Source organism: Candidatus Desulfolinea nitratireducens (assembly GCF_982879505.1).
Window position 1 is genome coordinate 1 of the sequence record NZ_CEYOSI010000074.1, and the last position, 14968, is coordinate 14968.

Annotated in this window: 14 protein-coding genes; 9 read left to right on the plus strand and 5 right to left on the minus strand. The window is 50.3% G+C overall.

Annotated elements, in window-relative coordinates:
• Window positions 1–118: 118 nt before the first annotated feature.
• From AC3DOM_RS08300 to AC3DOM_RS08310, 3 genes are read right to left on the minus strand one after another with little or no spacing between them, the layout of a single operon-like run.
• A complete protein-coding gene (locus AC3DOM_RS08300) occupies window positions 119–1465 on the minus strand; it encodes an MFS transporter (RefSeq protein ID WP_487918574.1) in 1347 nt (448 codons plus the stop codon).
• Between the two features lie 25 nt (window positions 1466–1490).
• Window positions 1491–1754, minus strand: coding sequence for a cyclic-di-AMP receptor (locus AC3DOM_RS08305; RefSeq protein ID WP_487918575.1), 264 nt, complete (start codon window positions 1752–1754; stop codon window positions 1491–1493).
• A gap of 11 nt (window positions 1755–1765) precedes the next feature.
• Window positions 1766–2116 carry a cyclic-di-AMP receptor gene (locus tag AC3DOM_RS08310; protein ID WP_487918576.1) on the minus strand — a complete coding sequence of 117 codons (351 nt, stop codon included), beginning with the start codon at window positions 2114–2116 and terminating at the stop codon, window positions 1766–1768.
• 150 nt (window positions 2117–2266) lie between these two features.
• Between AC3DOM_RS08310 and AC3DOM_RS08315 the strand changes: the two genes are divergently transcribed.
• The 4 genes from AC3DOM_RS08315 (at window position 2267) to AC3DOM_RS08330 (ending at window position 4569) form a co-directional block, all read left to right on the plus strand.
• A complete protein-coding gene (locus tag AC3DOM_RS08315) occupies window positions 2267–3514 on the plus strand; it encodes a mandelate racemase/muconate lactonizing enzyme family protein (RefSeq protein ID WP_487918577.1) in 1248 nt (415 codons plus the stop codon).
• 60 nt (window positions 3515–3574) lie between these two features.
• Window positions 3575–3829 carry a hypothetical protein gene (locus AC3DOM_RS08320; protein WP_487918578.1) on the plus strand — a complete coding sequence of 85 codons (255 nt, stop codon included), beginning with the start codon at window positions 3575–3577 and terminating at the stop codon, window positions 3827–3829.
• 262 nt (window positions 3830–4091) lie between these two features.
• Window positions 4092–4370, plus strand: coding sequence for a BrnT family toxin (locus AC3DOM_RS08325; protein ID WP_487918579.1), 279 nt, complete (start codon window positions 4092–4094; stop codon window positions 4368–4370).
• Window positions 4351–4569 carry a hypothetical protein gene (locus AC3DOM_RS08330; protein WP_487918580.1) on the plus strand — a complete coding sequence of 73 codons (219 nt, stop codon included), beginning with the start codon at window positions 4351–4353 and terminating at the stop codon, window positions 4567–4569. Before AC3DOM_RS08325 ends, AC3DOM_RS08330 begins: the two co-directional genes overlap by 20 nt.
• 135 nt (window positions 4570–4704) lie before the next feature.
• On the opposite strand, the gene AC3DOM_RS08335 is transcribed toward AC3DOM_RS08330, so the two are convergent.
• The gene (locus AC3DOM_RS08335) at window positions 4705–10827 is read right to left on the minus strand and encodes an alpha-2-macroglobulin family protein (protein WP_487918581.1); all 6123 of its coding nucleotides are present in this window, start codon (window positions 10825–10827) and stop codon (window positions 4705–4707) included.
• Window positions 10828–11031: 204 nt separating this feature from the next.
• Here AC3DOM_RS08335 and cofE point away from each other — a divergent pair, with 204 nt between their 5' ends.
• The 3 genes from cofE to AC3DOM_RS08350 are packed head-to-tail and all read left to right on the plus strand — an operon-like array spanning window position 11032 to window position 12568.
• Window positions 11032–11823, plus strand: coding sequence for a coenzyme F420-0:L-glutamate ligase (gene cofE, locus AC3DOM_RS08340; protein ID WP_487918582.1), 792 nt, complete (start codon window positions 11032–11034; stop codon window positions 11821–11823).
• Window positions 11820–12179 (plus strand): inorganic pyrophosphatase, encoded by a 360-nt coding sequence (locus tag AC3DOM_RS08345; RefSeq protein ID WP_487918583.1) that lies wholly within the window; start codon window positions 11820–11822, stop codon window positions 12177–12179. The genes cofE and AC3DOM_RS08345 overlap by 4 nt, the downstream gene beginning before the upstream one ends.
• Window positions 12179–12568 carry a PPOX class F420-dependent oxidoreductase gene (locus tag AC3DOM_RS08350; protein ID WP_487918584.1) on the plus strand — a complete coding sequence of 130 codons (390 nt, stop codon included), beginning with the start codon at window positions 12179–12181 and terminating at the stop codon, window positions 12566–12568. Before AC3DOM_RS08345 ends, AC3DOM_RS08350 begins: the two co-directional genes overlap by 1 nt.
• Before the next feature lie 158 nt (window positions 12569–12726).
• Here the strand turns inward: AC3DOM_RS08350 and AC3DOM_RS08355 are convergent, their stop codons facing one another.
• Entirely contained in the window at window positions 12727–13230 is a 504-nt protein-coding gene (locus AC3DOM_RS08355) for a pyridoxamine 5'-phosphate oxidase family protein (RefSeq protein WP_487918585.1), read from the minus strand.
• Window positions 13231–13275: 45 nt separating this feature from the next.
• Here AC3DOM_RS08355 and AC3DOM_RS08360 point away from each other — a divergent pair, with 45 nt between their 5' ends.
• Window positions 13276–13863 (plus strand): nitroreductase family protein, encoded by a 588-nt coding sequence (locus tag AC3DOM_RS08360; protein WP_487918586.1) that lies wholly within the window; start codon window positions 13276–13278, stop codon window positions 13861–13863.
• Window positions 13864–13890: 27 nt separating this feature from the next.
• Window positions 13891–14968 (plus strand): PAS domain-containing protein (locus AC3DOM_RS08365; protein ID WP_487918587.1); only part of this gene is annotated, 1078 nt, incomplete at its 3' end.

A 14968-nucleotide genomic window follows, 5' to 3' on the forward strand; every position in this document is an offset into this window, starting at 1 on the left:
CTGATAGTATTGCTGAATTGAAATGGTTCTGGATCGTGGAAATATCGCTATAATAGCCTCATCCGAATCCCTCTGACCAACCGTTAATAATGACCTATCCAAAGTGTGGGAGTTGCTCCTATTTAAATTGACCAGAGGATTGAAGGTAGGCTTGCTCTTCTGTTGGTGAGTGGACAAACTTTGCAAATATGCCTGCAGCCATAAATCTACCTATTCCAGAAAGCAAAAAAATAATGTTCAGCCCCAAATAGTTAGCGACAACGCCTCCCAGGGCTGCCCCCAGAGCAGCTGAGCTCGCAACTGAAATTTGATACAAAGCAGTGTAGCGCGCCCGTTGCTCAGCCGGAGAGACAGAAAGCAGGAAATTAAAAGTGGCAATACCATAGCCCGCCCAAAGAGCTCCCCCAATGGTATTTATCGGAAATACGTGCCAGGGTTCACTGGTGAAATACCACATTAAAGGCAGTATTGGGATAATGCCACTTGTAACCAATATGAGCTTCCGCGCTCCCCACTTATCTGCCAGGGGACCAAACAATTTTTGCGCCGGAATGCTTGATAAGGCCGAGACAATCGAGGTCACTCCCACAAAAGCGGCCGTGGCTTTTAAATCTTGCACCATATAAACGCTGAAGAAGGGGCCAGCTAAACTTAGTGAAAATGTCCAAACCGCGGTATAGATGCAAAATAACGTAAAGTTACGATCAGATCGCAGTGTTGATATTAATGCTTTGATTGAGTAGCTTTCTGTTTTTCCTCTAAAAGGCTTTTTCTCCGCGAATTCAGTTTCATTGATGCGCGAAAAATATGATGTCGATATCATCCCAAAAATGAAAGCCAATCCCATCGCCCATTGAAATCCTACTGGGGAACCAATCCGTGTAATCATCAAGCCAACGATAAAGGTAGTCAGTATTTTGGAGACCCCCATTGCCATGTTGCGGGTACCGAAATATCGTCCACGTTTGGATAAAGGAACAATATCAGCCGTCATCGAGATCCAGGCGGGAAGGCCCAGATTCCCCATCCCATCCATAATTACCATAAGTGCAATTACTACGTAAATTGCGGCTTTGCCACTGATTGCCAAAGGGACCATTGCAAGCAGCAGGATGGCAATTCTGCGAATACCTCCTCCAGACATAAGCACGATCATTTTTCGTTTTCCGGTGCGATCTACCAGTTTCGCTCCTGGAATTAATAATAAAACCGCACTCAAGCTGGCCAGAGAGGTCATCAAACCGACATCGGCGGTCCCTCCCCCCAGGGAAAGTAAATACAGCGTCAAATAGGTCAGAATGATCGAATCGCTGGCCGAGGCTGAAACGCCATCAAAAAAGAAACTTCGCAGGTTATGTCGAGTTCCTTTTGAGAACTCAATTGCCCAATTACCACCCGTAGCAAACTGAGTTACAGAATTGCGCAAGCGCGTATTAAATATACGCAATGTTTGGGTTGCTTTCATCAATTATCTGCCTTTGAAGTAAAGCTTAGAAATGTTCAGACCCGATGGCGTCCAGTAGAAATAATGTCACACGGTGTTGTTCTTTTTCAGGTGGACCAACCGCTTCACGCATTAAGTCAATGACAACCTGCTCCTGGCCATCTTCCACTCCGATCATCAAGGTCATGTTCCCCCGATGCAAAAAACCGCCCATGCTTGCCAGGCGGGTTACCCGGTACCCGGCTTTGACCAACGAGCGGATAATTGATTCGCTATCAATATCTCTAACGACAGCAAGAATAAGTTTCATTCGATCTTCCTCTAAAACTGTTCAAAATGCTCAACCGCCAACATTTGCATGGTTGCGCCACCGAATTCGGCCTCAACCATCACGGGCGCGCTGTGATGTGGATAGGAATGGATATGTGTCTGGGTGGCAACATGAATCTTACGTCGCCGACAACATTTTTTGATCAATGCCTTGAGATCGCTCAGGCGGTCTTTGGAGATTCCAATCAGCAAGCTGGTATTGGGGAAATTGAAAAAACCACCGCTGCTAGCCATGCGCGTAAAAAAGAAATGTTTCTCAATCAGATTTTTGGTCAATTCGTCGATTTCTTCGTTGGTCACATAGAGGATGACCAATGTGTCAATCTTGCAGTTTTCGCACATATTCCAACTTCCTTTAAGTTTGAAGAATTATAACATTTACTTCAATGGTAGGTCATACATCCGGGAATATTTATCATGATTTGCTTTTATAATTCTCTGAACTGAGATATTATTTTCTGAGCTCGCGAATCTAAAAATCGGAGGAGTGAAATGAAAATTGTTGATTTGAAATGTGCCGTGATTGGACACAGCCCGATTGTCAGAATCGTTACGGATGAGGGGATTTACGGTCATGGCGAGATCGAGGCCACAAAATACTTCCTGAAACCTCAGGTGCTTTTTTATAAACCCTATTTGATCGGGGAGGATCCAACCAATGTCGAAAGCGTGATGCGCAAGATCCGTCGTCTGGGGAGCTTTAAACCATGGGGAAGTGCCGTCAGTGCGATCGAGATCGCCCTTTGGGATATTGCGGGAAAGGCAGCCGGGATCCCGGTTTACAAACTATTGGGGGGCAAGGTGCGTGACAAGGTCCGGGCGTATAACGGCGGCGTCCGTTTTCCGATGACAGGCTCAGAACCAGAGGACTATGCCGAGAATGTGGCAAAAATGAAAGCAAGCCCGGAGGGGTTTTCGATCATCAAGCAGGGGATCGGCTTTCACAGCGCCATGCCTCTGCAAGTGCCGGATTTCTTTTTCGGGGAGGTTCCGGAGCAAGAATCTCAAGTCTGGTCGATTGAAGAATTCCTCAGCAGAAGGCCAACCCAGAAAGATCCCCCACATCCCAATCGCGGATTGTTGACGGAACGCGGGATGAAGCATGTCATTGCCTGCGTTGAGGCGATGAAGGATGTGCTCGGGGATGAGGTCGGCCTGGCCCTGGATTGTGGCCCGGGCTGGATGCCTACGGACATTATTCGTTTCGCCAAAGCCGTGGAACCCCTGAATTTGATGTGGTTGGAGGATACCTTTACGGGGGATTACTCCCCCTATGTGCTCGCCGATATCTATCGGGATATTACAACCAGCACCTCCACACCCATCCATACCGGGGAGCAAATCTATCTCCGCCAAAATTTCAAAGAGCTGATTGAAAACCACGCCGTTAATATCATCGGTCCCGATCCTGCCGATATTGGGGGGATTGCCGAGCTCAAATGGGTGGCCGAATACGCGGATTTACACGGAATCCTGATCGCACCCCATGGGATATTTGATGGCTTATTTGGTCTGGCTGCCCATGTTCAAGTGGCAGCGACGCTTCCGCAGAACTTTATCGGCTTTGAGTACCCGGTTGCTCATCCTGATTGGTGGTATGAGATTGTCGAGGGCTTGCCGAATCCGATTGTCCAAAACAGTTTGATCGAGGTATGGGATGCTCCCGGGCTGGGCGTTGATTTCAATATCGACAAGGCTCAGAAGTATCTCTCGGAGGAGGATAAGGATTACTTTGATTGATATGCTCTCTGCTTTAGGGGATTTACTTTTAGACGAGAAACAAGAAATAGGTCTAAGCTGTTGACCAAGAAGACTTTGCTGATGATAAATCCCATCCGCACGGGAATTAATCCCCGTGCTATTCAGCTAAAGCCGACTAATGTCGACTCCTCCACGCAAGGGTTCGGGAGTCCGCTTTTTGCGAAGCATCCTTTAGGGCAGCGGGCTTCAGCTATTAGCGTGGACGTTCACGTCCATGCGATCACCCCACCCAAGGACTACCTCAACAATAACGGTTTTCACCTTCTGAGAATGGCGGCATTTCTTCTACTTTAGAAAAATCCCCTGTGCTATAATTTACACTAGCTTTCGTCGTGGGTGCCACCTGCGGCGGGAATTAGATCCGCAGGCGTGCTCTAACATGCTTGCGGATTGCTTTATAAATTATCTCTTATGGAACGCGAATTTTGCGGTCGCGCGGGCGATATAGCTGTGGTCGTAGCCCCCATCCCAGAGCAGGGAGGTAAAGGCCTAGGGAGTACACTTCCCGCGTGCTATAATAAAGCCATGGTTCCCACTCCTTAAAAGAAGAATATCGATGATATTTGAATGGAATCCACAAAAAGCTCAAACAAATGAGAAAAAACATGGTATTAGCTTTGATGAAGCCAGCACTGTTTTTTTAGACACTTATTCTTTGACGATTTACGACCCCCTTCACTCTGAATCTGAGGATCGATTTGTAATTATTGGTAATTCACTAAAAAACCGCATCCTTACAGTTGTTCATATTGAACGCGGAGATAATATGCGGATAATTAGCGCCAGAAAGGCAACTCAAAAAGAAAGAAAATATTATGAAAAAATTGTCAAATGATCCCGAAATGTTGGAAGAATATGATTTCAGTAAAGGTATTCGCGGTAAATACGCTAAAAGATACGCTGAGGGCACAAATGTTGTTGTAATTGATTCTGATATAAGTCCGTATTTTCCTGACCATGATTCTGTCAATGAAGCATTACGAGCTTTGCTAACTATTGCAAAAAGACAACCAAAAAATATTACGAAAGAATAAAATCAGCTCATATTTTTCGCTAATCCTATTTGGCGGAAATTCTGGGAAAGCGCTAAGTCCAACAGCCGCTCTCACCATCACGTAAAAAAAGAGACCCTCCTTTGAGGGTCTCTTCTTTTCTAATAACAATCTTGTTTATTCAACAATCACCCAATCGCTGCCACTTCTCCCAAAGACCTCAGGCGAGTACATCTCTTCAGCCTTGGCAGGCGGGGCGATGAACTTCCCGGGCGTAGTCGCGCGGGCGATATAGCTGTAATCGTAGACCCCATCCCAGAGCAGGGAGGTAAAGGCCTCGGCCCGTTCATCGCGCAGGTTCTGATGCTCATACCATGTTCCCCACCACCACCAGCCATAGCGTGATTCAAAACTGTCGGGTTCCTGAGGTGTCGAGCCGGATACCGCCAGATCGGGATTGACGATCTCCAAACCAGCGGGGAGCGGATCGACCAATGCCACATGGTAGCGTCGGTTATCGGCGACCATTTTCAGCTTGACGCGGACGCGGGCGCCCGCCCTGATATGCCAGACGCCATCATCGTCGCGCCAGACATCCTCGACATCATCCACGGCCTCATATTCACGCTGGACGACAAAGCCCATATCGATCGGGTCAAGATCCAGGTCGGTCGGGGCGTAGCGCAGGCCGAGTCGGTAATAGAGCCTGCCGACGCCGTCTTTGCTCAGAGTCAGGTCCTGCAAGTCAGCCCCGTCGACGAGAAAGGCCATCGGGATCTTGGTCTCATGCCGTTCGGTGGAATAGCCCTCATAGGCATGCGCCCCGGCGTAGGTCTCGCCCAGCCAGATCCGGGCCACAAAGTCAGGGGTCTGGGATTCGTAGGTGTTGAAATAACGGTCCAGCGCCAGGAGCACAAAGACGTTTTCCTGGGTACTCCCCCAATGTCCCTTCTTCCGATGGGCCATTAAACCATTGACCAATTTCGGGATCAGGTCCGCATCCGGGCCGTCGGCGATGATCGCATCCAGCAGGATCGCATCCGTGCGTCGGTTCGACCCCAGCAGCAGATAGGTCTGATCATCATAAGCTGTGGTGAAATTCGCCGCCCCAGCTGTTTCGACGGCATGGTTATTGATGTAGAGGCGGATCTCATCCAGGTCGGCTGCAGCGCGGGGATCATCCAGGATGACCTGCCAGAGCCAGCCGATCGCATCATAGGTCAGGCCTTCAAGACCGGCCTCTTCTAGCAAGGCCAGCGCCTTGGCGGAGTCATTATCGCCCATCAGATCACGGACATAGAGCGCATAGGAACTCAAGGTTCTGCGGGTCTGCACGCTGTACCAATAGGGGTAGTAATTCTCAATATTGACCAGGTAGCCGGAAAGCTGTTGCTGCATATTGGCGGGGACATCAAAACCCTTATCCATCGCACGCTGTAAAGCGTGCGCAGCATGGATGGTATTAAAGGGGATCGATTCCTGTCCGCGGCGCCAGTAGGGGAAACCCCCATCGTAATTCTGCATTCCCTGCAGGCGGGTCACATCGCGCTGGACGGCTGCCTCCATATCGACGGCGGAGGGCAGCCCCTCAGCCTCGAAGGCCGTTAAAACGTCCCTCAGTGCAGCGATGCCCAGTACACGCGAACTGATCTGCTCGGTGCATTCAAAGGGATAGTTTGAAAGATAGAGGACCGCATCCGTCAGCGCCTGCAATGCTGTGGATGAGGTCTGGATCTCCAAACCGCCAAACTGCGGGAAGACATTCGGTGGTGACGCCACGGGCTGAGCGATCGCGCCAGAGTCGACCACGCCATAGGTTGCAAAGGCTTCGGTTGTGGCCGGGGTATAAACGGGCAACTCGACCGTGGCCGCATCGGCGAAACTTCCCGAGACTGCCCCGATCTGGAATTTGGCCAGACCCGCCATTTGGGTCTTCGCCGCGAAGCGGACTTCCACGCGGTCATTTGCGGGGACGGTTACACGCTGCCCTTGACCATCAGTAAATGTAATATTTGTCGCCTCGGCGACAACATCCACCTCGATCGGCTCATCGGTCTGGTTCTGGAGCAGGATCGGCAGCTCAAAGCTGTCGCCAAAGTTCAGGAAGCGCGGGGCAGAGGGACGGACCATCAGCGGCAGACGTGCGGTCAGGTTTGCTTCGGCAGAACCGAATTGGTTCCCGCCAGCATCAACCGCCACGACCATTACGCGGTAGCGGGTCAGATTGTCGGGCACCTTGATCGAAATGGTCGCCTTACCAAGTGAATTGGTTTTTACTTCGGCGGCAAAGGTCGCCAGGGGGTTGAAATCACTCCGCACGGTGATCGGTGTATTTGCATCAGCTCCTCCACCTCTGCCAGCGTCATCCAGTTCCATCCTTTCTTCCATCGGGGCAGCCGCGGGAGCCTCCATCGCCAATTCAGGCATGGCTTCACCTTCTGAGACTGCGCCAAATGATTTGAAGGAATCAGCCGCAGCATTGGTTGCCATAGCCTGCAGTTCGCCGCCATCCTGTGCAGCACGTGCCAGGGCAAGCGGATCGGTCAGGACGATATTTGCCCGTCCATAAATGCTGCTCAGATCAGCAGGACGCTGGCTGTAAAAGGTGGAGATCGGGTCAGCCAGTTGATAATTCGTCAGCGCCAGGATAGCCTCATCGACAACGACGACGGCCATCTCGGCGCCTGAAACAGGTTCACCATTGGCATCTACCAGTTCAAGGGAGAGACTGGTCCTGCCGCCGGGTTCGACTTCGTCCTGAGCAAGAGAGGCCTTGAGTTCCAATGTACGGGATAGCGGTGGAATGCCAAGGTTCAGCGTTCCGGTCGCATAGGCCGGGCGGTCCGGTGCAGCTTCGATCGGTTCACCAAGATCGTCCACGCGCGGTGCGGAACCGACCGCATCCACCTGGATATTGAGATTGGGGATATGGGCCTCCTCGATCGGGACACGCAGGGTGGCCGTGCCTTCTGCGATCAGGAAACGTTCGGTATACAGGATCCCGCTCCGGCTGACAGTCAGCAAAACTTCGGCAGGCGTAAATGGCGTCTGGACAAGGATCTCGGCCACGTCGCCGGGTTGGTAAATCTCTTTGTCGGGAATCAGGGTGATCTCTTCCTGTTCTACTTCTCTGGAGGGCGGTCTTTCACCACCGCTGACCCAACGGGTCATTCGGCTCTGATTGGCCCGTCCCTGTTCATCATTGATCGTGGCAGTGATCTGATATCGACCGCCAACGGGTGTCTCGAATGAGCAATTGACAGGCTCAAGCGCAGAGTTAATTTCACATTTCTGAATATCCACCTCTTCCTCATGCCAGCCACCCTGCGATTTCCACTCAAGACGGGCGGCCTCGACCAGGATCGGACGGTCTGCAATCGCATTCCCATCCAGATCGGTAAGGATCAACTCAATTTCCAATGGCTCGCCGCGTTCAACAAAATAGCGTTCGCTGCGCATGCCGACATACACATCAGCCGGGTGCACAAGGAGGCTGGTGCCGCTCGTCCAGGCCTGACGATTGAGGTCCATCACGGTCGCTTCGGCAGTGATGCTCACAGGGCGGGAAGTCTCCCCTTCGTCCAGATCAAGGCGCAGATAATGGGTGCCCGTGGCATCGGTAAAACTGCTAAAACTCTCACCCTGCGAACCTTCCTGATAGCCAAAATCTTCATAGCTCCACCACCACCAGGGCGTCCAATAGCCAAAGCTGAAATCCGGCCAATTCGGCGGTGAATAATTAGTCTCTGTGGAATTGACCCACCAATTTGTTTCGGCATTGGGAAGAGCGCCGCCGGCAAAATATTTTGCTTCAACAGCCAGAATGGCATGGTCACCTGCAAAATAGGGTCCCACTGTTTCATTCCGCGCCGTGACTTCAAATTCCGGACGGCGGAATTCCTGGATCTGGAAGGAATGGTAATAATAGGTACTGTTGACAGAGCCAAGGCTGCCCTCAGCATACATCTCCAACTGGGCATAGCCCAGATTAACGCTTTCCGGTAACTCGAGCACAAAGTCGAAGCCGCCGAGCAAGTTGACATCCATGCGCCCCGTCGCCAATTCGTTTCCCTGTGGGCCGGTCAAGCGGTAATTGACTCCGGTCAGGGAATCACCAAAGAGACCAACATCCCCCAATTGCCCGCCGCCAACTTTCCGGATCCAGCCCTTGAGGTGGACTTCCTCGCCGGGTCTGTACATCTGTCGGTCATCATAGACAAACCAGCGCAGATCATCATAAACGCTTTGTCGGTGCCAGCCGCTTTCATCCCAATAATAGGAATTCTGCGGCAGCATCGCCAGGTCATCGCCCTTTTGTGCAGTCAGATAGGCTGCCCCTCCAGAGGGAAGGTCAAATTTGGCGACACCGTCTTCGCCAGTGGTGGCATTGATCTCGCTGGAATCGGCATTAATGTTAATCCCGGAGAGCGGTGATCCATCTTCGAGCGCGCTTGCCCACAGGACCATTTCGCTGTGGTCAGAAAAAGCATCCAGGCCGATCTTCGTCACCTGGGCCCAAACCTGGACCGTTTCCCAATAGCGTTCATTCTCAAAAATGCTGCTTGGTGGTTTGGCGACCACAATAAAATGTCCGTAGTCGCCCCTCATCACCTCACCCAGGTCAATATTCACCTCTGTCAGGGAATCGGTCCTGGTATCAAACTCCCGGACCTCATCCACAAGGAGTCGACCGGGCGGATTAGCGGGTTTGTCTGTCCACTGGTATTCATCCAGATAGGTCAGATATGCGGGCCAATCTGAAGGCTCGACGGCGTAGATCTGCAAATCCAGCTTTTTATAATTCATCAGATAAAGCGTGATCGCCGGATCGCTGGCAGCCGGATCAAGGGTGATAAAGCGTTCATCAGGGCCAACCAGGAAAGGCTCTGCCGAGCCGATCCGGAAGCGAAGTTGCTCATCGCGGCCAAGCTTTTGTCCGAAGACATCCACCACATCTTCATCGACCGTGACCAGATAGGTGGTCTGTCCCTCGGTCGCCCCGCTGATCTGGATCATATTTCCAGAAATATTCACCGAGGCCCCGGCAAGTTCCGGGGATATTTGGAGCATCCCCTCTTCAAAACTCTCCCCATCAATGGGATTATTAAATTCAATCGAAAGCGGCATCAGCGGACGACAATCTTCCGACCATGCGCAATGGTGATCTGTTATTTTAAGCGGTGCGTAAGTGTAAAAGGAATATGATTGCGCAGATTGGGTGACCAAGGGTCCCTCTGCCGAGGGAGTATTGGGGCCGATCGTGATGCTGATCTGAGAATCGACAGGCAGAGGCTCAAAGGCCCTGAATGCCAGCCAACGGCCTTCGTTGGCATTTTCGACCAATTGGCTGACGACATCATCTTCGGCGATCTCATTCTCATTGGCCAGCTTCACGCCAATCAGGTTATTATCAGCGGTGACCACGATCGTCTCCAGGACGCTGGCAGGGTCAATCCGCTGGTCAAAGGAGATGAAAAAGATCGGCTCCAATGGTTGGGGGTTGTAATAAGGATAACTGCGGACTATCGTCGGCGTGGGGGTGCTGAATTTAAATTCCACGCTTTCAGCCAGGACCCCGCCAATCGCCGACTCGGTACCGGCAGGAATTACGACCTGATATTCGGTCGACATCGGCATCCGGTCGATCAGCTCGGAATCATATTGAAAATTTAGGGTCTTTGTTCCCAGCCAGCGCCAGGTCCCCGGTAGCGCCGGAAAGATCTGCACAGGCACTTCCCCGGCGGCGAGATCTTCAATGGTTGTCAGCGGCACCATCGGCTGGTTAAAGGTAATATTGACAAAAGGAGCGATCGGGATTTCGCCCTCAGGCGCGAATCGCAAAACCTCGAGCGGCCCGGCTTCAACAGCCACCGGTGCAGCTCCGCCTTCCGGCGGGAAGGCTTCTTCGATGGTCGCGCCCGGTCTTGGGGGCGGGATAACATCATCAGGCAAATTGAAATCCACCTTGTCGGAGGGATCCGCGATCAGGGCGGGTAATCGCGCCAAAAGGGCCGTAAGCTCCTCATCTCCAAGCGGTGCACCTTTCGTAAAAACGGAGGGGGCAACCACATCCGGCTGAGGCACGCCTTCACTTAACCGAAAGATCAGCGGTGTTTCTCCCTCCTCGTCCGGAGAAATGACACCCTCTGTCGAAACTCCCGTGGTATTCGGAAGGGGAAGCTCCGTCAAATTTGCACTTTGCTGATAACGATTTAGAAAGAAAATAGCTGCCCCCACAACTACTACCGTAATCAATATTGCTACAACGCTGATAGTTGATTTTTTGTCCTTGTTATTCATAATGATTCTCCTTTTAACATCTATATTTTATCTTGAAGCAATGACGCTTTCAATCGCCAATTAGTTCCCGATATCCATCACCTGTCCTCGCTTCGCTCGGACTCCCCTCTCCCGTTTCACAGGAGAGGGAAAGCTTTGCGTCTTCAACAATGAGACTTGGTGTTCTTTGCGTCTTGACGGTTCAAAAATGATAAGATTAACGCTATGAAAAACCTGACCCTTACTCCCCTCCCAGATGTCCCCCTGATCCACACAGGCGATGATCTCGCCAGGATCATTATAAATTCCTGTCAGCATGCCAACCTGCAGCTTCGGGATGGTGATATCCTCGTCCTTGCGCAAAAGATCGTCAGTAAAGCGGAGGGGCGTCTTGTTAATCTTGCAGATGTGGAGCCGAGTCCCCGCGCCCGTCAACTTGCTGAGGAAACCCTCAAAGACCCACGCGTCGTGGAGTTGATCCTGGGTGAAAGCAGGGAAATCATCCGCATCCGCCCAGGCTTAATCGTTGTAGAACATAAGCAGGGCTTCATCTGCGCAAACGCCGGAATCGATCATTCAAATGTAAATTCCCCTCTCCCGCGTGCGGGAGAGGGGCCAGGGGTAAGGGATGAATTTGCCCTCCTGCTCCCCGAGGATTCTGATCGCTCCGCTGCCAACCTTCGCCAAAAACTCGAAGAGGATAGCGGCGCTAAGATCGGCATCCTGATCATCGACTCGCATGGACGCGCCTGGCGGATGGGCACGGTCGGGATGTCGATCGGCATCTCGGGTTTCCCCGCACTTGTCGATTTACGCGGTGAGGACGATCTCTTTGGACGTGAGTTGAAGATCACTCAGGTCGGAGCAGCCGATGAGTTGGCGGCCGCTGCATCCCTGATGATGGGCCAGGCAAACGAGGCCCAGCCCATCATCCACGTGCGCGGATTTCCATATCCGCCAAGGGAAAGCAAGCTGAGTGAGTTATTACGACCCAAAGAGGAGGATCTCTTCCGATGAAAGAAATATTGGAAAAAGGGTTTTGGCAGGAAATGGCTGATCTGGTGGTCAGCAATCCCATCGTCATTGATCGACCCAGGGGAAAAGCCCATCCGAATTTCCCTGATTTGATCTATCCATTGGATTATGGCTATGTGGAGGGCACCCTTGCTGCCGATGGCGATGGGATTGATGTCTGGATTGGGCCGCTGGAAGGGCGTGCTCTTACAGGAATCTTATGCACCTATGATATAGTTGACCGCGATGCCGAGATCAAACTTTTGCTCGGTTGTCCAGACGATGAAGTGGGTGAGATCCTCAATTTCATTTCTGATGATATGTGCTATATGTACATGCCAAATCCAAAGGAAGAATAATGAATATTCCCGAAAGCTATCAAGATTTATTCAAAGATGAAGCCAAAGCCTATCTTTATCTTGCTACCATCATGCCTGACGGCACACCCCAGGTCACGCCAGTCTGGTTTAGCATGGACGAAAAATATCTCTTGATCAACACTGCCGAGGGCCGCACAAAAGATCTTAATATGCAGGCACGCCCAAACGTTGCCCTCGTTATCCAAGACCCCATCGATCCTTACCGATATGTACAAATTCGCGGCCAGGTCGCTGAACGCACCACAGAAGGTGCAGACGCGCATATCCACGCCCTCTCACAAAAATATCGCGGCAAAGCCTGGATCATTCCCCCTGGCGAAAAACGATTGCTTTTCAAAATCTCAATAGACAAGCTTAGCGGACGCTAAAGACACCGTCGCAATATTCCCATCGGGTTTTATGCCGATCAAGATGCTCACCCCGAAACGAAATGGATCTTGCACTTATTCGTGTATTTCGTGTCATTCGCATTATTCGTGATTTAGCTCTTTTTCGTGTAATTCGGAAAATTCGCATCATTCGTGACTTAGCTCTTTTTTTCTTTTCCGCTCCAGCTATCAATATCCAGTTTGAGCACTGCTGTTACTTTCAGGTCGGTATCTGTGGTGGCTTCGTAATCCACGTCCGGGCGCAACTCAGGGAAATGCTTATCCATCAGTAATTGCAGGCCATGTTTGGCTTCAGCGTTGTCTTCCACAATTGAAAGTCGTCCGAAAACCACCACGCCTTTATACATCACTCCGAAATTCATCGCCCGTTCAGCCAATATCCATTCGCCCATCTCACTGACATTTAAATTTGCCAGCGTTCCTTCGCCGATATCTTCAAAGGTGCGCCCCTTGCGGGCACCATGAAAATAGATGGCGTGCTTTTCCGGGTCGTAGGCAAAATTTCGCGCCACCATAAATGGCTGACCATCCTTGCAGGTTGCCAGAACACCGTAGCCAGCGCGATCCAATAATGCAATAATCCAGTTTTTATCCGTGATCTCACGGTCGTGCCGTCTGATCGTGGTTAACGATTCGCCCATTTGAACTCCTTATAATATGATGAGGCGCAGATTATAATAGAGAATATGAACGATTTCCATCATTTCCTGCGGACGCGGCGTTCCGTCCGCCGCTTCAAACCTGACCCTGTACCTGCTTCCGTTGTGGACAGGATTCTCGCTACCGCGGTTCATGCCCCCTCTGCCCACAATCTGCAACCCTGGCGATTTGCAACAGTCCAGAAAAAAATAAATCGAAAAAAACTGGGCGAAGCTTTGACCAAGAAAATGCAAACCGATATGAGGGCTGATGGCACAGATCAAGCCGAGATAGATAAGCGTGTTATGATTTCCTTGCGGCGGATTGATGAGGCCCCCCTGATAATTCTGCTCTGTCGCGATATGGATGCCATCCGCAAAGAAGAACCGGAAGAGGTAGAAATGGGGGTACAATCAGTTGCCATGGCAGGTCTTCAAATTCTCCTTGCGGCACATGCAGAAAGCCTGGGTGGAAACTGGATCTGTTGGCCACTCTATGCACAGAATGAAGCCCGTGATTCATTAAAATTGCCGGAAACCTGGCAGCCACAGGCAATGATCTTTCTAGGTTATGCTGATGAAACCCCAACAAAAGCTCTTCGTCAACCTGCTCAAAAACTCTTGGTCGTCAAATAAGGGAATATATTCAACTATAACCATTCAATGACAATTTCCTCGGTTTTTGCTCCCCCAAAATTCGAAGGCGACGAAGAAAAAACCCGTCTGGCGATTACCCTTAATGCCGCATTATGGACGGGTATTCTGCTTACTGTTTTTGTCATCATAGGAAACTTCATCGGTGGAAAAATACCCATATATGCCAATCTCCTAAATCTTGTCTTCTTATTTGCGTGTTTTGCCATACGCTATCTCATGCAACAAGGCTTTATAAAACTGGCCAGCATGATCACATTAGTTCTTGGCATATTCTTGATCACAGCGGGAATAATGGGACTTGGTACGATCCGTACGCCAACCACGATGGCTTATATGCTGGTGATTATCATTGCCGGACTACAATTCGGAAGGCAGGGAGTACTTTACACAACCTTTTCCATTTCCCTTGTTCTTTTAGGCTTAATCCTTGCTGAACAAAACAACCTGCTTATCCAAGCGGATTACACTGTAGGAATAACACAGTGGATTTCATACACCATTCAATTCGGTTTGATCGGTAATCTAATTCTCGTTGCATTAAGGATGATCCAGCGCTATTTACATCGTGCCGAAGATGAAATAGAAAGACGTAAACGAGTCGAGGAAACTCTCCGGACTTTCTCTTATGCGATAAAGCACAATCCTGCGTCCATTATCATCACAGACCCGGATGGGAATATACAGGAAGTGAATCCAAAATTTGAAGAATTAACTGGATATAGATTTGATGAGGTTCGAGGAAAAAATCTACGCATATTAAAATCTGGCACTCATTCCAAAATGTTTTATGAAGATCTTTGGAGTACCATTACCTCTGGAAAAGAATGGCACGGCACATTTCATAACAAAAAGAAAAATGGAGACCTGTATTGGGAGAAAGCATCCATCTCACCTGTTTTTGACGACTCAGGGGCCGTTACACAATATATCGCCGTAAAAGAAGATATTACCGAGCAAAAAATTGCAGATGAGGCACAAAAAATAGCTCATCAAAAACTGGAGGCACAATTCAAAGAGATCAATGAATTGCATTCCTCGCTACGTAGACAAGCTTTACGCGACCCTCTTACAGAATTATATAATC

Excerpts from the sequence above, each read along its gene's own strand:
- AC3DOM_RS08300 (WP_487918574.1), bottom strand. The coding sequence starts at position 1,465 with ATGAAAGCAACCCAAACATTGCGTATATTTAATACGCGCTTGCGCAAT.
- AC3DOM_RS08305 (WP_487918575.1), bottom strand. The coding sequence starts at position 1,754 with ATGAAACTTATTCTTGCTGTCGTTAGAGATATTGATAGCGAATCAATT.
- AC3DOM_RS08310 (WP_487918576.1), bottom strand. The coding sequence starts at position 2,116 with ATGTGCGAAAACTGCAAGATTGACACATTGGTCATCCTCTATGTGACC.
- AC3DOM_RS08315 (WP_487918577.1), top strand. The coding sequence starts at position 2,267 with ATGAAAATTGTTGATTTGAAATGTGCCGTGATTGGACACAGCCCGATT.
- AC3DOM_RS08325 (WP_487918579.1), top strand. The coding sequence starts at position 4,092 with ATGATATTTGAATGGAATCCACAAAAAGCTCAAACAAATGAGAAAAAA.
- AC3DOM_RS08330 (WP_487918580.1), top strand. The coding sequence starts at position 4,351 with ATGAAAAAATTGTCAAATGATCCCGAAATGTTGGAAGAATATGATTTC.
- AC3DOM_RS08335 (WP_487918581.1), bottom strand. The coding sequence starts at position 10,827 with ATGAATAACAAGGACAAAAAATCAACTATCAGCGTTGTAGCAATATTG.
- cofE (WP_487918582.1), top strand. The coding sequence starts at position 11,032 with ATGAAAAACCTGACCCTTACTCCCCTCCCAGATGTCCCCCTGATCCAC.
- AC3DOM_RS08345 (WP_487918583.1), top strand. The coding sequence starts at position 11,820 with ATGAAAGAAATATTGGAAAAAGGGTTTTGGCAGGAAATGGCTGATCTG.
- AC3DOM_RS08350 (WP_487918584.1), top strand. The coding sequence starts at position 12,179 with ATGAATATTCCCGAAAGCTATCAAGATTTATTCAAAGATGAAGCCAAA.
- AC3DOM_RS08355 (WP_487918585.1), bottom strand. The coding sequence starts at position 13,230 with ATGGGCGAATCGTTAACCACGATCAGACGGCACGACCGTGAGATCACG.
- AC3DOM_RS08360 (WP_487918586.1), top strand. The coding sequence starts at position 13,276 with ATGAACGATTTCCATCATTTCCTGCGGACGCGGCGTTCCGTCCGCCGC.